15 protein-coding genes and 2 pseudogenes are annotated in these 22,478 nt (G+C 45.5%); 9 read left to right on the forward strand and 8 right to left on the reverse strand.

What is annotated here, in order from left to right:
• Nucleotides 1–38 precede the first annotated feature (38 nt).
• Together QZW47_RS16690 and QZW47_RS16695 are read right to left on the reverse strand one after the other, a co-directional pair.
• The gene (locus QZW47_RS16690) at nt 39–515 is read right to left on the reverse strand and encodes a tetratricopeptide repeat protein (protein WP_293128781.1); all 477 of its coding nucleotides are present in this window, start codon (nt 513–515) and stop codon (nt 39–41) included.
• A gap of 4 nt (nt 516–519) precedes the next feature.
• On the reverse strand, nt 520–1,128 hold the full coding sequence (locus tag QZW47_RS16695; protein ID WP_293128849.1) for a Uma2 family endonuclease: 609 nt from the start codon (nt 1,126–1,128) through the stop codon (nt 520–522).
• Nucleotides 1,129–1,186: 58 nt separating this feature from the next.
• On the opposite strand from QZW47_RS16695, the pseudogene QZW47_RS16700 reads away from it, so the two are divergent.
• From QZW47_RS16700 to QZW47_RS16710, 3 genes and pseudogenes are all read left to right on the forward strand, one after another.
• Nucleotides 1,187–1,933, forward strand: a pseudogene (locus QZW47_RS16700) (transposase); the annotation flags it as partial.
• Between the two features lie 643 nt (nt 1,934–2,576).
• Nucleotides 2,577–4,007 carry a reverse transcriptase domain-containing protein gene (locus QZW47_RS16705; RefSeq protein WP_366930891.1) on the forward strand — a complete coding sequence of 477 codons (1,431 nt, stop codon included), beginning with the start codon at nt 2,577–2,579 and terminating at the stop codon, nt 4,005–4,007.
• A gap of 84 nt (nt 4,008–4,091) precedes the next feature.
• A pseudogene (locus tag QZW47_RS16710) lies at nt 4,092–4,535 on the forward strand (transposase); the annotation flags it as partial.
• Between the two features lie 200 nt (nt 4,536–4,735).
• Here the strand turns inward: QZW47_RS16710 and QZW47_RS16715 are convergent.
• Complete coding sequence (locus QZW47_RS16715) at nt 4,736–5,971, reverse strand: VWA domain-containing protein (protein ID WP_293128785.1); 1,236 nt, start codon at nt 5,969–5,971, stop codon at nt 4,736–4,738.
• A 519-nt stretch (nt 5,972–6,490) separates the two neighbouring features.
• Between QZW47_RS16715 and QZW47_RS16720 the strand changes: the two genes are divergently transcribed.
• The 3 genes from QZW47_RS16720 (at nt 6,491) to QZW47_RS16730 (ending at nt 8,858) form a co-directional block, all read left to right on the forward strand.
• Nucleotides 6,491–7,150 carry an ATP-dependent Clp protease proteolytic subunit gene (locus QZW47_RS16720; protein ID WP_293128787.1) on the forward strand — a complete coding sequence of 220 codons (660 nt, stop codon included), beginning with the start codon at nt 6,491–6,493 and terminating at the stop codon, nt 7,148–7,150.
• A gap of 240 nt (nt 7,151–7,390) precedes the next feature.
• Nucleotides 7,391–7,984 (forward strand): ATP-dependent Clp protease proteolytic subunit, encoded by a 594-nt coding sequence (locus QZW47_RS16725; RefSeq protein WP_193971784.1) that lies wholly within the window; start codon nt 7,391–7,393, stop codon nt 7,982–7,984.
• A gap of 247 nt (nt 7,985–8,231) precedes the next feature.
• Nucleotides 8,232–8,858 (forward strand): J domain-containing protein, encoded by a 627-nt coding sequence (locus QZW47_RS16730; RefSeq protein WP_293128791.1) that lies wholly within the window; start codon nt 8,232–8,234, stop codon nt 8,856–8,858.
• 64 nt (nt 8,859–8,922) lie between these two features.
• Here the strand turns inward: QZW47_RS16730 and QZW47_RS16735 are convergent, their stop codons facing one another.
• Together QZW47_RS16735 and QZW47_RS16740 are read right to left on the reverse strand one after the other, a co-directional pair.
• The gene (locus QZW47_RS16735; RefSeq protein WP_293128793.1) at nt 8,923–9,840 is read right to left on the reverse strand and encodes a serine/threonine-protein kinase; all 918 of its coding nucleotides are present in this window, start codon (nt 9,838–9,840) and stop codon (nt 8,923–8,925) included.
• Nucleotides 9,841–10,480: 640 nt separating this feature from the next.
• Complete coding sequence (locus tag QZW47_RS16740; protein ID WP_293128795.1) at nt 10,481–11,212, reverse strand: hypothetical protein; 732 nt, start codon at nt 11,210–11,212, stop codon at nt 10,481–10,483.
• Nucleotides 11,213–11,612: 400 nt separating this feature from the next.
• Here QZW47_RS16740 and QZW47_RS16745 point away from each other — a divergent pair, with 400 nt between their 5' ends.
• On the forward strand, nt 11,613–11,888 hold the full coding sequence (locus QZW47_RS16745) for a hypothetical protein (RefSeq protein ID WP_293128797.1): 276 nt from the start codon (nt 11,613–11,615) through the stop codon (nt 11,886–11,888).
• A gap of 3 nt (nt 11,889–11,891) precedes the next feature.
• On the opposite strand, the gene QZW47_RS16750 is transcribed toward QZW47_RS16745, so the two are convergent.
• A complete protein-coding gene (locus tag QZW47_RS16750) occupies nt 11,892–12,785 on the reverse strand; it encodes an EI24 domain-containing protein (protein WP_293128799.1) in 894 nt (297 codons plus the stop codon).
• Nucleotides 12,786–12,852: 67 nt separating this feature from the next.
• Here QZW47_RS16750 and QZW47_RS16755 point away from each other — a divergent pair, with 67 nt between their 5' ends.
• Nucleotides 12,853–13,602, forward strand: a complete 750-nt coding sequence (locus tag QZW47_RS16755; RefSeq protein WP_293128801.1) for a 2-phosphosulfolactate phosphatase family protein — start codon at nt 12,853–12,855, stop codon at nt 13,600–13,602.
• Between the two features lie 867 nt (nt 13,603–14,469).
• On the opposite strand, the gene QZW47_RS16760 is transcribed toward QZW47_RS16755, so the two are convergent.
• Complete coding sequence (locus QZW47_RS16760) at nt 14,470–15,834, reverse strand: lipid-A-disaccharide synthase-related protein (protein ID WP_293128803.1); 1,365 nt, start codon at nt 15,832–15,834, stop codon at nt 14,470–14,472.
• A 592-nt stretch (nt 15,835–16,426) separates the two neighbouring features.
• Here QZW47_RS16760 and QZW47_RS16765 point away from each other — a divergent pair.
• Complete coding sequence (locus QZW47_RS16765; RefSeq protein ID WP_293128805.1) at nt 16,427–17,113, forward strand: GUN4 domain-containing protein; 687 nt, start codon at nt 16,427–16,429, stop codon at nt 17,111–17,113.
• A 112-nt stretch (nt 17,114–17,225) separates the two neighbouring features.
• On the opposite strand, the gene QZW47_RS16770 is transcribed toward QZW47_RS16765, so the two are convergent.
• Nucleotides 17,226–22,421, reverse strand: coding sequence for a PAS domain S-box protein (locus QZW47_RS16770; protein ID WP_293128807.1), 5,196 nt, complete (start codon nt 22,419–22,421; stop codon nt 17,226–17,228).
• Nucleotides 22,422–22,478 lie beyond the last annotated feature (57 nt).

Below are 22,478 nucleotides of genomic sequence, written 5' to 3' on the forward strand. Positions count from 1 at the left end.
TTTTTAGTGTTTATTATACCATGTTGTGTCAAAACATTTTATTGTTCCAGCCTTTTTAGGTGTTTCATTGCATCTTGATAATCTTCAGTTTTGCCGTCTTTTTGATAAAATTCGGCAGCTTTTTGGTAGTCGTTAATTGCGCCCGGTTTGTCTTTTAATAAATAGCGGACTTTGGCGCGGTTGTAGTAAGCATCGGCATACTTCGGGTTAATTTCGATCGCGCGATCGAAGTCGGCTTGGGCTGCTGGATAGTCTTTGAGATAGCGGCCGTGAATGATGCCACGTTTGTTGTAGGCTTTGGCGTAGTTGGGGTTGATGGCAATGGCTGCGGTGTAATCTGCGATCGCCCCTGGGATGTCTCCAGCCTCTGACTTGGCTAAACCGCTGTTAAATAAGTCTTCAGCCGCATTTTGAACGATGAGTATTGGTGAGGGTTGAATAGAAATGGCAGGAGATATGCTGCTCAAGAGGCTAATAAATCCGCAAAGGGCGATCGCCCTGTAATAGTATTTCATAAATCTAAGCAAAAATTCGAGCTACAGAGCAACTAAAACCAGGTAACAAAGGCGATGTCAATTCATCATTCCTCAACAGTGTAGCAACTAGCCTTAAACTTGCTTGTTCCCTGCGATAAACCTCAATTTGCTGCAACCGCCAATTCACAATCCAGTATTCCTGTACGCCCCGCACTGAATAAAGTCTGAGTTTCAAATCTCTATCCCGTCTTTCATTGTCTGTACCAGCAGATAATACTTCAACAACTAACTCAGGTGCAGCGGTTAAATGCCCGGCTTCGTCTAGCAAGATAGCCAAGCGTTCATTGCTAATCCAAACCACATCATGAATGACACAATCAACATCTGTAAGAATAACCCCTGGACTAATTACTGATTCTCCTAATCCTGTTTTTTGTGACCAATTATTTAATTCTATGTAGATGTTACCACAAACTTGTTGATGATTCCAGTGTGCGGCCCATCTGACAAATAACTCTCCATGAATAAGTTCGTAACGATCGCCGTTATCAGGCAATAGTTCTAAATCGGCGGTAGTCCAGCGTACTTTATCAAAGAAAATGGGTTTAAAACCCCGTCTTTCAAGACGGCTTAGTGTAAAGATTTGCGACAGAAAAGGCAATTTTACTCAGCACAGATTAAACTAAGAATATCGTGATGAGGTCGAAGTCATGCTAGTTTTTGAGTATAAAGCATACGGGAAGCAACAGCAATTTAACGCTGTTAGCGAAGCAATTAGAACAGTGCAGTTCATCCGCAATAAAGCATTGCGCTTTTGGATAGACAACGAAAAAGTCACAAAATTCGACTTAAACAAGTATAGCGCTGTTCTAGCAAAAGAATTCCCGTTTTGCGATGAACTCAATAGTATGGCTCGACAGTCAAGTGCCGAAAGAGCCTGGTCAGCGATTGCCCGATTCTACGATAATTGTAAAAAGAAGGTTCCTGGTAAAAAGGGATTTCCACAATTCCAGAAAGATAACCGCTCAGTTGAATATAAAACCAGCGGCTGGAAACTGGCAAAAGACCGGAAATCCATCACATTTACCGACAAACTCTTAATCGGGAGACTGAAGTTAAAAGGGACGCGCGACTTGCACTTCTACCAAATCACTCAAATCAAACGAGTCAGATTGGTAAAACGTGCAGATGGGTATTACGTCCAATTCTGCATTCAGGTTGACCGCTCTGAGAATATAGAAATAACTGGAAATTCCATTGGATTAGACGTAGGGTTGAAAGAATTCTACACCGACTCCAACGGTGTTGCAGTAGAGAACCCACGATTTCTCCGCAAGGGAGAATGCAGACTAAAGAAGTCTCAAAGGTGTGTTTCCAAGCGCGTCAAAGGCTCCAAAAATAGAGGTAAAGCTAGAGTAATTTTAGGGAAACGCCACCTCAAAATAAGTAGGCAACGCAGTGCGATTCGTTGTTAGGAGAATCTCAGTATCCAGTCCGTAAATATCCTAACTAGCCAAAAGTCTCCCAAGACTGGCTAAACTCTCGGTTGGATGAAGGTGTAAACCCTTCCCTCAAGACTCATGAATGACTCCTTACCTGCCCACACTGACTAGACTCGATTTCTAGAGGGTGAAGCTGGGAACAGGACGCAATCAGATAGCTGTTGTGAGCTAACACTGGCGTTAATAGGGCGTTCCTATGATGAAACAGAGCCTAGAAAAGCATCCTATCTGCAAGCAGGGCACAACAAACAAACCCTGACTTTACTGGAGTTAAAACCCCGCCGCACATTGCGTTAGTAGCGGCAAGAGTCCAGGGGTTCCAGTGGGTGAATTGGCTACATCTAAGGGGACTATCAATCTAACCGAGGGAACGAAGAAAAACGCAGTTAAGGTCTTTAAAGGGGTCGCCCTTATAAGTAGGTAAGACAAGATACGGAATCCTTTAACAGCGGGTAGGATGAAGCGTAATTGCTTCAAGGTGTTCAGAGTACATAACATGGAGTAAATCATGGTTAGACACAGCAGCAATGCTAGTGAACTATGGAAGTGTATCAAGTGGAAGAAATTCTCAAAGATACTATTCCGATTACAACGTCGATTGTACAAAGCTATTACCGTTGGAAACAAGCGAAAAGCCAGAGGATTGCAGAAGCTGATTCTCAAATCTCAATCCGCCAGATTACTAGCAGTTCGTCAAGTAACTCAACTTAACGCAGGCAAAAAAACGGCTGGAATTGACGGAAAAGCGTCCCTCACTTTCGAGGAACGAATAATCTTGAGTGATGAACTCAGGAAGTACGTCAACATATGGAAGCACCAAAAACTCAGAGAGATTCCCATCCCAAAAAAGGACGGAAGTATACGGATGTTAAAAGTGCCTACAATGGCAGATAGAGCATGGCAATGCCTAGCAAAATACGCCTTGGAACCAGCCCACGAAGCAACATTCCACGCCAATAGCTACGGGTTTAGAACTGGACGCTCAGCACATGATGCACAGAAAATCCTCTTCCTAAGACTCAACAGCCGTAACGACGGAATTAATAAACGAGTAATCGAACTCGATATTGAAAAATGCTTCGACAGAATTAACCATTCCACAATCATGAATAACCTAATTGCCCCATCAGGGCTAAAGCTGGGCATCTTTAGATGCCTGAAAGCTGGAACAAATGTAGGATTCCCTGACCAAGGAACACCCCAAGGGGGAGTGGTTAGTCCACTGCTGGCAAACATCGCTCTAAATGGAATAGAAGATATACACCAAAGCGTTCGCTATGCGGATGATATGGTGATTATTTTAAAACCTGAAGAAGATGAATCCAAGATACTTGAAAGAATCAACGTCTTCTTAGCGGAAAGAGGTATGAAGACTAGCGAACGTAAAACGAAGGTAACCGCTACGAAAGATGGATTTGACTTCCTCGGCTGGCACTTGAGAGTCCAGAAAAATGGTAAGTTTAGAAGTATTCCCTCTGTGGATAATTTCAAAACATTCTACAAGAAGATTAAAAACATCGTTAACAACAGTAATTATGGTTCTAGGGTCAAAGCTGAGAAATTAGCACCCATAGTTAGAGGATGGAGAAACTACCACAAGTTCTGTAGAATGGATGGTTCGAGACACTCTCTATACTTCCTAGAAGACAGAACATATAAGGTATTCAACAAGGAAACCAAACAGAATCGATACTCTAGTAAAACATTGCTAGACAAAGCGTTTCCAGCCGTATCCTTCTCCGAAAATAGACATATCAACGTCAAAGGGAATAAATCGCCCTACGACGGGGATATACCATATTGGAGCGAACGAAATAGCAAGCTCTATGATGGGTACACCTCTAAAGCCCTCAAAAGGCAAAACCATAAATGTATAAAATGCGGGCTTAAATTCATTGGCGAAGAACGAATCCACCTACATCATGTAGATGGAAACCACTCAAACTGGAGGCATAACAATCTAATTGCTATCCATGAGAGCTGCCATGACTACATCCACATGGAAAACAAAAGCAAGGCAATAGCCTAGAATATCGGGAGCTGGATGCACGGAAACGGGCAGGTCCAGATCTAACTGAGAGGGGCGGGACGTAATAGTCCCCCTCGACTCAACCAGGATTTTGCTGTGAAATTAGCAAGATGCGTAATCCAGTCTAACGACTGTGTAGCTTACGAAGATTTGAGGATTAAGAACATGGTGAAGAATCACTGTTTAGCTAAATCCATTAACGATGCTTCTTGGTATATGTTTCGAGTTTGGATGGAGTATTTCGGCAAAGTATTCGGAAGAATTACGATTGCCGTTTCGCCCAACGGAACAAGCCAGGAATGCTCTAGCTGCGGAACAATTGTGAAAAAAAGTCTATCAACAAGAACCCACGTCTGTAGTTGTGGATGTGTGATGGATAGAGATTGGAACGCAGCTAGAAATATCCTAAGTCGGGGATTGAGTACGGTAGGGCATACCGGAACTTGGGGTAGCAATACCCCGAACGCTTGTGGAGAATTGACCGCTACTGATGTTGAAGTAATTCTGCATCGGCAAGTTGATTCATAGAATCAATAATCCCCGCGCGTTTACGCCGGGGAGTGTCAACAGATATTGTCTGGCTCATACAAGCACTCTTGATAGGTGGTACAAACATTATAAACTGGTTTGTAGTAAGGACTTCAGTCCTCCGATCGGGATTTTAGTCAATCAGGACGAAAGTCCTTACTACGAACAATTTTGCCGATCGCAATTAACGGCAGATCACACTACTTAAGAACAGTTTTGGAAGCAATGCGAGTTTTCTTGCGATCGGCTTCCGTCAATTGTTCACCAGACTGCAAGCGAGTCGCAGAGGTTTGCAGCACAGTTGCGCCACTTTTATCGCCCATTTGCAGAGCAGTTTTAGCCGCTGTTTGCAGCATCGTGGCGGCACCAGCACGATCGCCCTGTTGCAATCTGGTTTCTGCTAATTGAGTTTGGCGGTACTTAGCCAAAGCTAAAATATGTTGCTGCACCATCGGGTTAAGTGCCGGCTGATAAACTTTCAGAACATTAGTAGAAATTGCCACAGGATCGGAAAGTAAACCTGCACCGATAGTCGGATCATCGTAGCGAATTTGCAATTGCCCGATCGCCTGGGTACCTTCTGACAACTGTCCAATATAAATATTAGCCAAAACTACTCGCTCAACATCCTTCATTAAATCTCCCAGACGCACCATAAAGCGATCGCCCTCCTGCTGTACCGGTAATTCGATCGTGTCTGGGGCAACTTGGGCGATCGGTTTAAGTTCGGCTAACCGCACTTTTGGCATTAGCGAAAATAGCAAATAAGCATTAGTCAAACCTACACCTTGGATGCGAGTAAACAGCTTGCCAAACTCATCAACCGCATCTTCGGGACGCTGAATGTGAGCCAGAGCACCGCCGCCAGCATCAGCAATCTTTTCCAAAATATCTTGGTTCCAGTTATCGCCAAATCCCAGAGAATTTAACGTCATGTTGTACTCAGCAGCCAGTTTCGCCAACTTCAAACAGCGGCTGTCGTCGCCGTGTTCGTTTTCGCCGTCTGTGAGCAGAAACGCCTGAGAAATAGCTTCTTTTTTACCTTTCCCCAACTCTTCAATGCCTAACTTAATCCCCTCATCAATAGCTGTGCCGCCAGCGGGACGCAATTGCTCAATTTGCCGTTTAATGCTAGCCGGATCTCCGACAACTTGATTGGGGACGAGAACTTTGGCTTTATGGTCAAAAGCCACCGCACAAAAGCGATCCCCAGGCTTCAACCTGTCCAGCAAGCGTCCGGCGGCTTGTTTGACGGTTTCCAAGGGGCGTCCGCCCATCGAGCCGCTGTGGTCGAGAATCAGGCACAGGTTTAAAGGTACGCTGGAGTCGATCGCGCTTGCCGTCGCCGACACCGAAATCGCTAGCTGGCGCTGGGTTGAGGCTGCGGTAGCGTCAAGGTTGGGGTCGTTTAACACCGGGAGCAAATTAACTTTCATGCGGGATACCTAAAGATTGCGTTACTATTTCTTATAAGAATAGCTCCATCAGTTCAGGCAACATTTCGGTTTGTCAGGAACTCAGGTCTAAAGACACTGAGCTTGTAAGAGAAATCTCTCGCAAGCTATTCTGACCAGACCACCCTGAGCGCAGTCGAAGGGTAAACGTTATTTGAGTCACGACACCCCGGGATGCGAAGCTAGTCCCTTGCTCTGTCATTTGCAATTAAACAGTTTTAAAGTCACTGAAACAGTGTTGCAAGTCTAAAAAGCTCTGATAACAGGTCGAAGCTAACATTACCCCGAAAGGGAGGCCAAGAGCGAGCCAAACCATTATGCGTACAGGGTTGAGAAATCTGAAATGGTAACTGTCCCGTTGAAAGTGCATCACAAAAGTACACCGGATCAAACAACCCCAAGGCGGTAATGGTATCAAAAGATTCAACGCGAATGAATTCGCCCTTAGAGTTTCCCTCTCAGGACTAAAGTCTCTGAGTTTCCCACATACCGCGAGGTTTTATGAACACACCAATTAAAGCTGTGCAATCGCAATACTACGGGGAAGGCAACTCTCGGACGCCACCTCCCGATTTGCCATCCCTGTTGCTGAAGGAGCGGATCGTTTATCTGGGTATGCCTCTGGTGCCTGCGGTAACAGAACTGATTATTGCTGAACTGTTGTTCTTGCAGTACGAAGATCCGGATAAGCCGATCAAAATCTACATCAACTCAACCGGCACTTCTGGTTACAGCGGGGAACCCGTGGGCTTTGAAACCGAAGCCTTCGCTATCTGCGACACGATCAGGTACATTAAGCCGCCCGTGCAGACTATTTGCCTCGGTTCGGCAATGGGTATGGCTGCGATGCTGTTAGCGGCTGGTACAAAGGGCTTTCGGGCGAGTTTGCCCCACGCTTCGATTGTATTGCACCAACCCAAGGCTTACACGCGGGGTCAAGCCAGCGACATTCAAATTCGGGCTAAGGAAGTGCTGGCAAATAAGGCGACAATGCTCGATATTTTTGCAAGCTGTACTGGCCAACCGATCGACAAGATTACTAAAGATATGGATCGGTTACTGTACATGACGCCCCATGAAGCTAAAGAATACGGTTTGATCGATCGCGTTCTTGAAAGTTCGGAAGAATTGCCGAAAGCACTGGCGGCGGCAGCTATCTAATTTGGGAATTGGGAGTTGGGAATTGGGAATTGGGAATTGGGAATTGGGATGATTAGTAGTAATTAAGGGTTAATAGCTAAGAGTTTCTACTCTGATTAGTTATGCAATAGTCTTTTAACAACTAACAATTCCCAATTACTGATTCCAAATTAGCAATTTTCGATGCCCAATGCCCGATCCCCAATGCCCTGTTTGGCCAATGCCAGATTACAAATTAACAACTAAACGGAGTTCCGAATTATGCCTATAGGTGTGCCAAAAGTTCCCTACAAAATGCCGGGTGGTTATGATACTCAGTGGATTAATATCTACGATCGCCTCTACCGGGAACGGATTATTTTCTTGGGTAAGGACATTGACGATGAAATTGCCAATCAAATCATCGCTGTGATGCTGTATCTGGATTCGGAAGATTCGGGTAAGGATATTATTTTGTACATCAATTCCCCCGGCGGGATGGTGTCGGCAGGCATGGCTATTTTTGATACGATGCAGCATATCAAATCGGACGTGGTGACGATTTGTGTGGGCTTGGCTGCTTCGATGGGTTCTTTCCTGCTGGCTGCGGGTACGAAGGGCAAACGGTTAGCTTTGCCTCACTCGCGGATCATGATTCACCAGCCTTCTGGGGGTACGCGGGGACAAGCCACGGATATTCAGATTGAAGCGAAGGAGATTCTGCGCCTGCGCCACCAACTCAACGGTATCTATGCTAGCAATACCGGCAAGCCGATCGAGAAAATCGAGAAAGACATGGATCGCGACTATTTCATGTCCGCTGAGGAAGCTAAGGAATACGGCTTAATCGACAAAGTGGTCGAAGATCGTCCTTAACAGTTGACAATTGACAGTTGACAATTGACAGTAAAGTTTTTAGGCCGGGGCTTAAATCCCCAGCCTAAAAACAATCCACCTCAAGGTGGGGGCTTAAATTCCCTGTGCTTTAGGTGAGTTATTTTTCCGCTTCAGTAGTGCGGACAACCCTCGCGCTAGAACCTAGTTCGCAGTAAATTATGGCAGAATCTTTGCATTTAAGGATTCTGCCATATTTAATGGTACTATCAACGCTCATTCATGCTAGATGGATATTGCAGATTATTATCGACAGTTAGGACTCAGGTCTGGTGCGAGCTTATCGCAAGTTAAGGCCTCTTACCGCCAGTTAGCCAGACAGTATCACCCCGATGTCAATCCGGGAAACGAACAGGCTAAGAATAAGTTTATTGCTATTACTGAGGCTTATAAGTTTCTGGTTAATATTGCGCCGGCGGATGTTGGGGACTCGAAAGCTGTCAGTTCCACTGTACCGCCGACTCCCACACCCCCAGCGGAGGGGGTGAAAGCTCAACCGCCGACAGTTAAGGTGACTCGGAAACAGGAACCCACGACAGATAGCCCGGATCTCTCGGCGGCGGAAGAAAAGTTAAAGAAAGATGCTTATGGTGAATTGCAACAGTTGCTGAAATATCAGAGGTTTCCCCGGGCGATCGCCCTAATTGAGGGTTTAGCCCAGCGCGTGCCCGAAGATCGGGAAGTGCGACAATGGCAGGCGATCGCCTATCAGCGCTGGGGACGGCATTTGATCGGGGAAAAACAGGTTGACAAAGCGAGAATTTATTTGAAAAAGGCGGTAAAAACCGATCCTCACAATCGGGCTTTGTGGGCGGAAGTTGAGCGGGATTTTCGCAGGTTGGAAGAGATTTATTAATTGGGGAATTGGCCAAACAGGGCATTGGCAAAACAGGGCATTGGGCATAGAGGATTGGAAATTATTAGTTCGATTCTGTGGAGGTAATCAAAAGGTCTATATTTTTGAGTGTTTCTAAGATAACTTGGGTGTTTTCTGGTCTGTTTTCCGGTAGTGGTTCCATTAATTGGTCGATCGCCTCTACGAATGACTGGTCAACATCTAAAGCTTGGTTCCTCCAATTAATCTTACCAGTTGTGGGATTTACGGGAAAGTCGATCGCTGGTATGCCTGTCAATAAATGTACAAAAGTACGCCCCAGGGAGAAAAAGTCCGATCGCACTTCTGGTTTCCCTGCGATTTGTTCCGGCGCGGAGTATCCAGCAGTACCGATGGGTGCGGTATCCGTGCCTGCTTCTGTGGCGCAGCCGAAGTCAATTAATCGCAATTTACCATCGGCGGTAAGCATCAGGTTGGATGGCTTAATATCCCGATGTACGAGATGATATTTGTGGATTTGCTGCAAAATATGGAGCATTTGTTGCAGCCAATCGATAACTAGGGTTTGAGAAACGTGCTGGTTTTTAGTTAAAAATTCGGTCAAGTTTTCGCCGTCGATTTTTTCCATTACCAAACAACACAATTTCTGGGAGTTATTCGGGAGTTTGATTTGAAAATAACCGTCGGGTTCGACTTGGGGAACTCTAGCTTGTCCCGCCAGCCAAATTAACACTCGTGCTGCTTGCTGAAACAAACGCAGTAAATCGGGATTGTGGCTGTGTTTCAAGACTTTTAAGACTTTGACAGTTCCCCATTCGTTGTCCCCGGTTCCCAAATCTTCGACTTCCAAGATGTCTGTGGGGCGTGCGGGATTGGGCGATCGCACTGGTTTAAGGATGCGGTAGCGATCGGCAATTAGTAAAGCCGTGCCGCAAGCCTGACAATTTTGAGCAGCAGCAGGGTTTTCGCGTTGTTCGCACTGAGGATTTATGCAGTAACTCATACCAGTTTCGATTTTCGCAGGTTCGTAGTGTGGTAATTAGACCGCATGATTTTGCGGACTAAAGTCCACACTACGAACCGTTTTTATTATGGTAATTAGACCGGACATGATACGATCGATAAATTAGCATAAAACCCAGTAGTTCTGACCTTACTACTGGGTTTTTATTTACCGCCCATTTCGCACGCTATCACATTTAAGTCAAGGATTTAAGATTAATATCATCGCGCTCTACCATTGAGCTACCCCTCATTGTTGGTTGAGGGGGCTGGATATGAGCCAGCAACCTCGACGATCTTATTTTTCCTGACATTCGTTTTAGCGATCGGCGGAGAATGCTGAGTTTAGAGTGATAACTTGCTATTGAATTTGTACGTAATGTTGCCTCTGCCAATTGGGCTACCCCTCTGTGTTTCAGAACTTACGCATGAATATCAAAGAAACCTGGTTTTTTACCGATATTAAAGGCTTTGATGCAGTATTTTTGGGGAAAAACCCGGTTTCTGCCTAAGTCTTATGTGTGATAGAAGGGACAGGAGTCGAACCTGTACTGTCACATTTGTACGGTTTAAGTTGAAGTTTTAGATTGAACTTGTACTCTGTTTATATCTTAAACCATAACCATCAAAAAAGCAAGCAATTAGCGGAAAATAAATTGAAAAATTCGCTCTCCTACTTTCTGTTCCTCAACATCAGAATTGTTAGCTTCTTCGCGGGCGAACATCACAGCTTGCTGCAAGGTTTCCACCCTTTGCAGCAACTCGTTAATCCGTCGCGCTGGCAGAGATCCAGAAAACTTGACAGTCCGCCAGTAGCCGATCGTAATATCTTCGTAATAAACATCGACTTGAGCCGGATGATGTTCGGTAGCTTCAGCTTTAACGTGATTGCGCGGAGTTTTAAAAGTCTTGAGAGTTTGCACCGGTTCTGTCGCCCAACAGTCGGCTGAAGCATCGAAAGTCCAAGTTTCGGAGGCATCTAAAACTGGAAGTTTTTTGATGAATGCTTGTAAGTCTGCTAATTGCTTTTCAAGGAATAGCAAATAGCTGACGGGAACTTGGCTCAACAGCACGTTTCCGTCTACGGTTACGTCGGCGCGGGCGCGGCAATTTGTCCAGTCTTTGGTGGCGGTGGCGTCGAAGAGTTTGGTCAAAACTTCTGTGGTTTTGCGGATGATATCTTCGGCTTTGATTTCGACTTTTTTGGATTCGGGCGGGAGTTGTTCGCCTTCTTCGTCTTTGGGGCGGTACGTGCGGGAGATTCCCGAAAGCACGGCGGGCTTCTGGAGAGCTTTTTGGGCTTCTGTTAGTTCTTGGATCGATCGGCTTTTGATGCCTTTCTCGATCGCGATAATCTGATTTAAGCGTGCCATTGTTTGATGTTATTGATGCTGAACTTATCTGAAGTTTGGTTGGTACGGATCTTCAAATTGTTTGTGGTGGGGGTTTTGTGGCTTTGAGGACTGAACTGGGAACGATCGAACTTTTATGTAGCATGGCATACTTCAATACAAATGACAAGCTTTTGCTGGAGGCTGGGTGGCTGGGTGCCCATGCAGCTTTTTTTTGGCAAAGTGTAGCAAAGTTTACTTGTTTTTCACCGTTTTACTACCTCTTGAGATAGATGCGCGAATATCTCCAGGGGCCAGTTGCAATATCGGGAAACATTTCTTAACATAGAGGTAACAAAGGGAATCCGAGGAGAGACCAAAAATCCTTAAGCCCTTGGGGTGCCCCGGCTAATTAGATTCTTCGCAAACAAGGGCTAAATCAATGAACAAGCAGCAAAACTCCGAAGTCTCAGCATTTTTGCCAATGTTTCAAAAAGGCATTTGGTTGTTTGGGATTCTGTCTTGGATCTTCGGGCTGACAGATAGAAGCATTGCACTATTGTCTGACGGATATTTGTCGGCGATCGATATTGTCCAGCTATTTACAGCTTCTTTCTTTTTCGTTAGTTGGATATTTTTAAGCCCGTTTCTGAGCTTGAACTCCCAGAGTCAGCGGAAAGTAGAAGGCATTCAGCAGAAAGTAGAAGCATCTCCGTAGTTTTTAAGTTGTAATCTTAGTTTCTGGAGCGCTGTTTGTTTCTTGTGGTGCAAAGCGGGCGGGCCAAATGCGATCGCAAAAAAACAAAGTTCCCGCCGTGACGCACAGTGGAATCGCCAACAGATTCAGCAGGGGAATGCTCACCAAACCCAAACAAACCAAACCAAAAGTCCCGCTAGCCGGCAAAGTCGCTCGAATTATCTCCAGCTTCTCCTGAAAAGGCCGCCTCCGCCGCTCCAAAGGTGCATCTAAAAAATCTAAACAGACAATAGTCGCACCCAAAGCTACGCCTCCCAAACTGCTAAGAATAGAGCCAAATCCTGGAACAAAATTTAGCAGCAACAACGGTATACCGAAACTCAACAAAATACGTAATTTTTGGAATTCAAAGGCGATCGCCCTTTGAATATCCCCCAAAATACTTGCCAAATTCATTGGTGCTTCTGCGGGCAATTGACCGTTCCGCAGTAGTTCCAGTTGTTCGGAAAGTTTGCCGTACCAAGGCGAACCTAGAATTACGCCAAACTGAACTAACAAAAACCCGATTACTAGCAAAAGTCCTGAGACTAAAAGTACGCGCAGCAGCCAACCGAAAGCGAGTGTCAAGCCGCCGAGAAAGCTCAGCCAATCTGGTAAGCTGGCAATTAAAGAATTAAATCGGACGGACAAATCTGCAACTAAAACGTCTATGCCTGCCAAACTAGGAAATAGCAAGCTTAAATAAAGACCGATACCAATTAGAAAATTTAGGACGACGGGAATTAATACATAAGTCCACAGCTTGGGAGTTTGCCAAATCAGCGTGAAAGCTCGCAAAGGATAGGTGAAACCTGCGAGGAGTCCAAGTGGTGCGCTAAGAGCTGCGCGGGCGGGATTTGAATTGAGCTGTTTTGACATATTAGCGGTGAGAGCGTCACTTTCTATTATTATTGCGTATGAGGATTTATTGCAGGTAGCCCCAAAAGTGAAGCTTTTTATTTACCATACCCCGGAACTTACGCCAGCAGACAAGATGCCGGCTTGCGCGATCGCAGTTGATGTGCTGCGGGCGACTACGACAATGGCGACGGCCCTGAATAATGGTGCGGAAGCCGTGCAAGTTTTCAGCGACTTAGATAAGCTGATGGCCCTGAGCGAAAAATGGCCTGCTGACAAACGGATTCGCGCCGGAGAGCGGGGCGGCGCGAAAGTTGACGGTTTTGACATGGGGAATTCGCCGCTGGACTGCGCGCCAGAAAAGGTGACTGGGAAGCGAATTTTTATTAGCACAACTAACGGTACTCGGGCTTTGCAGAGAGTGCAAGATGCTGCAACGGTGTTGACGGCGGCTTTGAACAACCGCAAGTCTGTGGTGCAGTTTTTGTTAAGCAAAAAGCCGGAAAGTATTTGGATTGTGGGTTCTGGTTGGGAAGGAAGTTATTCGTTGGAGGATACGGTGTGTGCTGGTGCGATCGCCCAAAGTCTGTTAGCAGAAAGCGGTATTCCGGCGATCGATTTTGCTGGTAACGATGAAGTGTTTGGGGCGATCGCTCTTTATTTGCACTGGCAAGATCGGCTGCATGAATTGTTGGAAAAAGCGAGTCACGGCCAGCGCCTCCTCGGTTTGGGCGTGATTGAAGATTTAAAATATTGCGCGCAATTGGATAGTTTAGATGTGCTCCCGATGCAGCGAGAACCGGGTGTTTTGGTGAAATCAGATTTTAAAATTTCTTAGGCTAATTTCTGGGTTAAATATTCGGAAAAAAAGGCGAATTGAAATTGTCTGCAAGTGCAGTATTAGTAAGGTTAACTTTGATAGTAGCCTAATCTAACAACAAAGATAACATAGGTTTGTAGTGAGGACTTTAGTCCGCATCCCCAATCAAAGGACTGAAGTCCTCACTACAAACCCAAGAAAATAGGTTTGTAGTGAGGACTTTAGTCCGCATCTCCAATCAAAGGACTGAAGTCCTCACTACAAACCCAAGAAAATAGGTTTGTAGTGAGGACTTTAGTCCGCATCCCCAATCAAAGGACTGAAGTCCTCACTACAAACCCAAGAAAATAGGTTTGTAGTGAGGACTTTAGTCCGCATCTCCAATCAAAGGACTGAAGTCCTCACTATAAACCCAAGAAAATAGGTTTGTAGTGAGGACTTTAGTCCGCATCTCCAATCAAAGGACTGAAGTCCTCACTACAAACCCAAGAAAATAGGTTTGTAGTGAGGACTTTAGTCCGCATCTCCAATCAAAGGACTGAAGTCCTCACTACAAACCCAAGAAAATAGGTTTATAGTGAGGACTTTAGTCCGCATTCCCAATCAAAGGACTAAAGTCCTCACTACAAACCCAAGAAAATAGGTTTGTAGTGAGGACTTTAGTCCGCATTCCCAATCAAAGGACTAAAGTCCTCACTACAAACCCAAGAAAATAGGTTTGTAGTGAGGACTTTAGTCCGCATTCCCAATCAAAGGATACGCATTCCGAAAGATCGAACAACGAAAGTTAGTAATTAGCTAACCAGATTTTTTTTAAAGAAAACAGAATTAAAAATAATTGGGTAGCAACATAATATTGTTGCGTCCTGAATGTATTGGAGACAATTAAGAATCGTTGGATTCGCCGAACAGTTGAATTAAACACTCGGCTATTCGGGCTGATGCACCGCTTGCTCCCATGCGGCGCCAGCCATTTTCAGCGATTAGCTGCAACCTGTCGGGATCGCGGAGCAAAGACTGGATAGTGCCGGCAACTTCGGCGGGATGTTTGACTAAAATTAATGACGGGCCTAAGAGACGACTTTGAGCTTGGGCAAAAGTGGGAGTAAATTGCGGGCCGTTTCCGGGAATGGCGATCGCGGGTTTTCCTAAACCAACAAATTGTTCTGTAGCGGTTCCGGCCGTGGCGATCGCTAAATCGGCTTCGGACAAACAATCGTTAAAACTTTGCTGAGTTAAAATCATTGTGGCTTTTCTCTGCACAAAAGTCAAGGGCAATAATAAATTAGGAGATGCTTTTTGAATTTCTTGAGCGCTAGAAACAGCAGGTCGCAAAATACTTCCTTCTCGCCGCTGCGTTCTAGTTTCGCCGTCTTGACGCCAGCCGAAAAATTCTAAACTAGGTCGCAAAGCTTCTAAGTTTAACTGAGGGGAAATCGCTCCGAAAAATAACAGTTTGCGATCGGCAAACAGCGACAAGATTCCGGCGACAGCCTCTACTATTAGCAGCCAATTAGCATAGGCTTCCGGCGCTCGCGAACCCGGCAGTAAGGTGATAACGAGCGATCGCGACCTTTCCCGAAACTCTGCATCAGGGCCGTAAAAACGGGCGGGGTTTTCCGGTTCGAGTCCGTCCATCATGGGATTTCCGAGATTGTAGGCGGGAATTCCCAGCTTTTGTAGAGTCTCGGCGGTGAGGGCGTCCCGGACAAAAACGGCTTTACAGGCTTTTCTCGTCATCAACCAGCGCTCCCAAGGGAAATAAACCGATCGCGACCAAATCTTCCAAGCCCAGGGGCGGGATTTGCGAGCTAGAAGCCCCTCCTCATCGCGGAGGTGATACTCCGACTTGGCTGTACCCAGAAAGGCATAGGGCGCGCCGCCCAGCCAAGCAAACAGCAGGGGTACGATATCCCCGCAGGCTAAGATTACCGCGTCTTGATTTTCAGATTGTTGTGGCGATCGCACCCAAGCGCGGATGGCTTTAAACTGAGCTAGGGTCAACTGAAGCAGGCCACCTTTGACATCGCGCAAAAATTCCTTTCCGTCCATGTAAATAAAGCCGCCCGAAGGCATCCGCTGCACCGGGCCGATGATGCGGGCGTTTTCTAGTTGAGCGAAAGCTTGCCCTTCGCCCACTAGCGGAAATACGGCTATTTCTGGGGGATGCGGGTGCTGTTGCAGTTCCCGCAAGATGCGAAGGGCGATCGCGTCTTCTCCGTGGCCGTTACTGAGGCAAAGTAATTTCAATCCCAACTCTCTCAAAAACTCTATTGTCAAAAAATAGCCAGAAACCCTGGGACTTGAGTCTGCGGATCGAAGGCTACTTTTTACTTGAGTTTACCATAAAATTCTTGTTTTAAATAGTACAAAACACCTTCATTCAGTTGACAGTTGACAGTTGACAGTTGACAGTTGACAGCTACCTCTACCTCTACCTAGAAGGAAGAGGATTGGAGTAATGAATAGTCTGATTTTAATTTCTCGCCTTCAGGGGTTCTGGCTTTAAACCAATTCTTTCTGGTGAGATTGACCCACAGCAGGCGCTGCTCAAAATCTCTGCTGTCCCAAAGATATCTGGCATTTAACAGCCGTTGCATTGGGGGGTGACTGTTGGAGATTTATTTGGTTGGTTGTTAGATTGAAGTCACATTTTCCACAAATGCTAGCAACAGCCTTAGCGGTGTGATTGTTAAAGAATTACAACATCGGCTCCATTTTTCAGTTGGACGGTGCTAAATTGAGATTGCCCGTGAAAAATATTGTTTTATCAGGCGAGTTGTTACAGCACATACAGTTATAAAAAACGGGTATAAGGGATGGGAACGAAACACAGAAAACTATGGCAAAGAATAACAGACCAGCTTTGATCCTAACTTTATTCATCGTTTTGGGGCTATTTAGCCTTGCTGGAGCAGTAGTTTGGCTGGGTATGAGAATGCAGTCAAATAACCCAGCAGCTTCTGTAGCGCCGGTTTCTTCCAGCAGTGGGGGAAGTGCAGAAATACCGCAGCAATCGGGGGAGACGACCCAAGAATTAAATCAAGTTCCGCTGGAGAGCGATCGCGGTGTAGACTATAGGAAACTCCGGGATAATTTGGCGCAGAAAAACTGGAGAGCCGCGGATAGAGAAACTTACGAGCGCTTGTTAGAGGCGGCGGGCCCGAAAGCCCGAGCGGTGGGGATGATTCCTAAAGAAGAAATGGAGTTGCTGCCTTGTAAAGATTTGCAAACGGTCGATCGACTGTGGAGTAGCGCCAGCAACGGCTTATTTGGCTTTACCGCGCAGCAGGGCGTGCTCAGAGCTCTCGGGGATTACCGCAAAATGTACGATGAGGTGGGATGGCAAAGTCGATCGGGCGAATGGGCGATCGAATGGACATATAACCCGCAAATCAAACGCATGGATTACAAACCGGGAAAAGAACCAAACTTTACCAAACCTCCAGCCGGCCATTTCCCTACAGTGGAACGGGGCTATAATTTTGATGCTTCGCTAGACGCTGCGCTCAAAAGATGCAAATTCTGAGCAGTTAAAATAACCGATCGGGTTTGTAGTGAGGACTTTAGTCCTTCCATCTGAGGACTAAAGTCCTCACTACAAACCAATATTATTAGCATTTCCCTGTTCGGACATGATATTAGTTCCCCTCAATATATTGCTTTAAAATATTCCGAATTTGTTTGAGCTGAAATCCCTTAGCAAGTTGGCGCAGCCGATAGATAAACGGCACTAATTTTTGCTCCAAAATCTCCAGTTTTGTACTTTCCTCAAAAATTTCTTCAATATCGCCCATAGCTGCGAGTTTCAAAAGTTTAGCTATCGATTCAGCGGCCGCAGGTAACAGAGAAGAATAAGCAGGAAAATTAGATGCTGGTGACAAACTTTGAGTTGTCCGCTGTGTGCTGTCCGAAGATTCCTCATAAATCCATTCTAGTCCCAAATGCACGCGCAACTGTTCCAAAAAGTGATTGGCTTCGATCGGCTTGGGAAGAAAATCATTACATCCTGCAAGGAGGCTCTCTTGCTGCGTAGCCTCAAAAACGCTAGCTGACAGAGCGATTAACACCACATCTTTTAATGCCGACAACTTCCGCAATCTCCTTGCAGTTTCTAAGCCATCCATTACAGGCATCCGCAAGTCCATTATAATTACATCCGGTTGAAACTCTACTGCTTTGGAGAGGCATTCTTGACCGTTTTGAGCCTCGGAAATTTCAAAGCCCAAACGTTTTAGTAGCCTGCACAACAAATCGCGATTTAGTGGATTGTCGTCCACTATTAGCACTTTCCGCTTGTTGCCTACAAAACCGACAATCCAGCGTTTTTCCCGCAAAGTAGACACCTCTAAGTACCGTTTCGCTGCGGGCAATTCTAAATCCACCCAGAAAGTGCTGCCTTTACCAAAAGTGCTGCTAACGCGAATTTCGCTGCCCATCAGTTTCGCTAATTTCTGACTGATTGATAGTCCTAAACCCGTACCTTCAACAAATGTATTGCCTCCTACTTGATGGAATGGTAAAAATATTTCATCTAACTTGCTTTGATCTATTCCTATGCCACTATCTTCTACCTGAAAGCGAATTTTTAAAGTATTTTTTTCGGTCAGCTTGTTATGAGAAAATCGCAGATAATTTTCTTTCATTTCCGCACTTAAAAGCGAGAATTCATAATGTTCTCCTCGGCTTCGACTCCAGGCTTCTGTGCCGACGTAGCCGACTTTGAAAGTAACTCCGCCGCTGTTAGTAAATTTAACGGCATTGCTGAGTAAATTTATCAAAATTTGGCGCAATCTTTTTTGATCTAAACTGACGCAGCTAGGCAGGGGAGATACTTCTTCGTACTTGAAATAAATTCCTTTTTGATCTGCCCGCATCTGAAAGAGGTTGGCAATGTTTTTCGTGAAATTTTGAAAATTTAACTCTTCCGGGTAGAGTTCCATTTTCCTGGCTTCGATTTTGGAAAGGTCTAAAACATCGTCAATTAACATCAGCAGGTGTTCGCCACACTGTTGAATGTTGCTGAGACTTTCTTGGTGTTCAGAGTTTAAGTGTTTGTCGATTTTAATGATTTGAGCGTAACCTAAAACGCCGTTTAAAGGTGTACGCAGTTCGTGGCTCATGTTGGCGAGAAATTCGCTTTTGGCGCGGTTGGCAGTTTCTGCTGCTAATGCGGCTAATTGTAGGGCGGCTTCTGCTTGTTTGCGATCGGCAATTTCGGTTTGTGCTTGTTGAAATAGGGTCGATTGCTGGATCGCGATCGCCAATTGGACGCACAATTGACGCAGGGATTCTATTTCTGAGGAATCCCAGGAACGGGGGCCGCTGCAATCGTGGGCGATCAGCAGTCCCCAGAGCTGATTTTCTACGGTGGGTCGGTCATAGGAAATGCTTTCTCGTGCTTTGAGAATCGGCACTACTAAGTTAGCTTTCACTTGTAATTGTTCGAGAAATTTAATGTGGCATTCGCTCAGCCCTTCACAGTAAATATCTTCTATAGCTCGAATACACCCTTGCTGGTAAATCTCTACAAATCCATCTCTAAAACAGGGATCGAAATTGTTAAGATTTTGCAGGGAAGTTAGATTTTTTGCGACTGATTCTACAACTACAAGGCCGCTCCAATCGGGATTAAAGCGGTAAATAACTGTGCGGTCTGTTTGCAAGAATAGCCGCACTTGTTCGACAGCAGCGGTGAGGACTTCTTCTAAGTTGAGGGAGGAGCGAATGCGATCGAGCATGGCAACTACCAGGCGTTCTCGCCTTAATTGTTGCAGCAGCGCCATCTCGGCTTGTTTGCGATCTGTGATATCGGTAATTACTCCTACTAGCCCGATTAAATTACCAGTTTCATCTTTAATGCAGTCGGCACGAAATAAAGTTGTTACCAGTTCGTTGCTTAGAGTTTTGATTTTGAGTTCGCCTTGCCAAGATTTGCCTTTTCGGATCGTCTTAAACATTTCTAACAGCACTTGGGTTTGCGGGTAAATCGTCGCTGCTCCGCCTGCTGTATTCAGTTGTTCTGCTGTGTAGCCGTACCGCTGAACAAACGCTTGATTGTGGTAGATCGATCGCCCTGTCAAGTCAGCAATGCCGATCGCGTCGCTGGTGCTTTCTACGGCTTGAGTCACCCGCAGTAAATCTAATTCGGCTTTTTTGCGATCGCTAATATCAGTAATACTGCCGATATAGCCTTTAATTTCCTGCTTATCTCCAATTTCCGCGATCGCCTGACCGATGACCCAAATTACGCGATCGTCTGGACGCAGAAAGCGGTATTCTGATTTAAAAGGAATTCGGTCAATAATTGCTCGATACCATTCATTTTTTACCCGCTCCGCATCATCGGGATGTATGGCATTCATCCAGCCTGTTTCGACTGCCAAATCTGAATTTAATCCGGTGATTTCGCTCCACCGCTGATTGACATAAAGACAATTACCAAACGCATCGCTGTGAAATATGCAAACCGGCGATGCTTCTGCCAAAGTTTGATACCGTCGCTGGCTCAATTGCAGTGCCGATTCCGCTTGTTTTCTTTTGGTGATATCGCGGACGATCGAAATAATCTCACCGCCGGCAAGCATTGTCAGCGATAATTCTTGAGGGAACACAGTACCGTCGCGGCGCAGGCCAGTCACTTCTATATTGCAGTACCCTTTTTCCTGGACTAGCGGCATTACTTCTCGTTCAATATATTGATTTTCTGCATCGCGGTAGAGCATGTGCCATTGATTGCCATGCAGTTCGCTAGCACTAGCCAAGCCGTACATTTTTTGATAAGCCTCGTTTGAATAAATACATTCTTGAGCATCGTTAAAAATAGCGATGCCGTCATAAGCAGCAGCCATAGCGACTGCTTGTCGCTGAAGTTCCGACTCTGCTTGTTTGCGAGAAGTAATATCGTGACCAACCGCATAAATTAAACCTTCTTCGCTAAAGGGCGATGCCGTCCACAGCAACCATTTGTAAGAACCATCTTTGCAAATATAGCGGTTTTCAAAGCAGATACTGGACGTACCGGCGATTAGTTTTTCGAGTTCGGCTGCGGTGGCTGGTCGGTCGTCGGGATGAATAAATTCGATTATTGGTTTGGCGAGCAGTTCGGCGCTGCTGTAACCTAGGGTATTTGACCAAGCCTGGTTTAAACGTTTAAAATAGCCGTCGAAACCGACAATACAAAGCAAGTCTAAGGAAATCGTAAAAAAGCGATCGCGCTCTGTTTGTGCCTGCTTCAACTCAGTGATATCCATCACTAAACCGTCCCAGATAATATCGCCTGCGCTCCCTGATTTACTCGAATCATTGAGCCTTTCCGGTCTCGACGATCCTTGCAACCACTTAACTTTTCCCGATCGCAAAATCTGGCGCCACTGCTGCTGCCAAGGTTCCAGAGTAGTGGCGGAAATTGCGATCGAGGCTTCTAAATCTAAGCGATCGTCTGGGTGAATTCCGCCGAAAAGTAGTTCCGCATTTTGCTCTATTGCTTCCGGCTCTAATTCGTAGAGTTGGCGGCTGCCTGAAGAGACGTAGGGGAAAGACATTTGTCCAGTTGCTGACATTTGAAATTGATAAATTATTCCCGGCAAGTTAGCTACCAATTTTTGAAAGCGAGCTTCGCTTTGTTCCAAGGCTCTTTGCTGCCGCCTGTATTCGGTAATATCTCTAATTGTGCCTACTATTACTTTACTGCCATCTGCTCTTGGAAATCCGCTTTTTTTGGTAGAAATAATGTGTTCTTTCCCCGCCTTGTTTGTGAAATTTTCTTCGGTTTCTAAGCTGATACCATTTCTCAATACTTCTTCATCTTTGAGCCAAAAAACAGCCGCTTCTGATTTCGGAAAAAAGTCATAATCAGATTTGCCGATTAGTTCGGCTCGCGAGTGACCGATAAACTCACAAAAAGCGTCATTTAATACGATCCAGCGGTGCTGCTCGTCTTTAACAAAAATCGGGTCTGGAGTAGAATTTATGGTGTGGTTTAAAAATTCTTCTGAGGCTTTGAGCTGCGCTTCGTAGCGGTAGCGATCGCTCACATCTAACACTACTTCAATCATCCGGTCGATCGACCCGTCCATACCGCGGATGCAGCGCAGCGAAACTCGCGTGTAAACTATTTCACCGTCTTTTTTGACCCACCTTTTATCACAGATGTAACCGTCGGTCTTACCTGCTAAAATTTCAGAAATTTGTTCAAAATTGGCATCAAAATCCTCTGGATGAGTCAACTCCAGCCAATGCTTTTGTACGAGTTCGTTGCGATCGTAACCTAGCAAATCGCACAGCGCATCGTTAACTTCTATCCAATTGCAGTTTTCCGGAATACCGGGGTCAATAATTGGAGCGACGATGGCAATTCCGATCAGGGAATTTTCCACCACCGAGCGATATTTTTCTTCGCTTTTACGCAAAGCATCTTGACTGTTCTGCCGTTCTATGGCGTAACGGAGCGATCGAACTAACAGTTCGCCGTCGATTTTTCTTTTAACTAAATAATCCTGTACGCCCACCGAAATCAACCGCAGGGCAAGCTCTTGGTCGTTTTGGGCGGTCAAAACTACGATCGGCACATTGAGCGCGTACTCTTGTACCCGAGCCACCGTCTCGATTCCCAGACTATCTGGCAGTGAAAGGTCTAATAAAATTATGTCAAAAGTTTCTAGATTCAATCGCTGCTGCGCTTCGCTAAGCCGCTCTGCCTTCGTCACCAATATACGTTGTTGGCCGCTAATTCCTGAGAGCAAATCTTCAATCAGCTCAGCTTCTTGAGAGTTGTCTTCTACTAACAGAACTTTAAAGCAGGTAGGAGGCACAGCTAAGTTAAAAACTGCTTTCATAATAGTTATTAATCAATTTTTTATCAAACTAACTTGGATTTTACCTGAGATTTCCGA

It is taken from the genome of Microcoleus sp. bin38.metabat.b11b12b14.051 (assembly GCF_013299165.1).
Taxonomy (GTDB): Bacteria; Cyanobacteriota; Cyanobacteriia; order Cyanobacteriales; family Microcoleaceae; genus Microcoleus.

Bases quoted from the DNA above. Each gene is read 5' to 3' on its own strand.
- QZW47_RS16690 (WP_293128781.1), bottom strand. From the start codon at position 515: ATGAAATACTATTACAGGGCGATCGCCCTTTGCGGATTTATTAGCCTC.
- QZW47_RS16715 (WP_293128785.1), bottom strand. From the start codon at position 5,971: ATGAAAGTTAATTTGCTCCCGGTGTTAAACGACCCCAACCTTGACGCT.
- QZW47_RS16720 (WP_293128787.1), top strand. From the start codon at position 6,491: ATGAACACACCAATTAAAGCTGTGCAATCGCAATACTACGGGGAAGGC.
- QZW47_RS16725 (WP_193971784.1), top strand. From the start codon at position 7,391: ATGCCTATAGGTGTGCCAAAAGTTCCCTACAAAATGCCGGGTGGTTAT.
- QZW47_RS16730 (WP_293128791.1), top strand. From the start codon at position 8,232: ATGGATATTGCAGATTATTATCGACAGTTAGGACTCAGGTCTGGTGCG.
- QZW47_RS16735 (WP_293128793.1), bottom strand. From the start codon at position 9,840: ATGAGTTACTGCATAAATCCTCAGTGCGAACAACGCGAAAACCCTGCT.
- QZW47_RS16740 (WP_293128795.1), bottom strand. From the start codon at position 11,212: ATGGCACGCTTAAATCAGATTATCGCGATCGAGAAAGGCATCAAAAGC.
- QZW47_RS16745 (WP_293128797.1), top strand. From the start codon at position 11,613: ATGAACAAGCAGCAAAACTCCGAAGTCTCAGCATTTTTGCCAATGTTT.
- QZW47_RS16750 (WP_293128799.1), bottom strand. From the start codon at position 12,785: ATGTCAAAACAGCTCAATTCAAATCCCGCCCGCGCAGCTCTTAGCGCA.
- QZW47_RS16765 (WP_293128805.1), top strand. From the start codon at position 16,427: ATGGCAAAGAATAACAGACCAGCTTTGATCCTAACTTTATTCATCGTT.
- QZW47_RS16770 (WP_293128807.1), bottom strand. From the start codon at position 22,421: ATGAAAGCAGTTTTTAACTTAGCTGTGCCTCCTACCTGCTTTAAAGTT.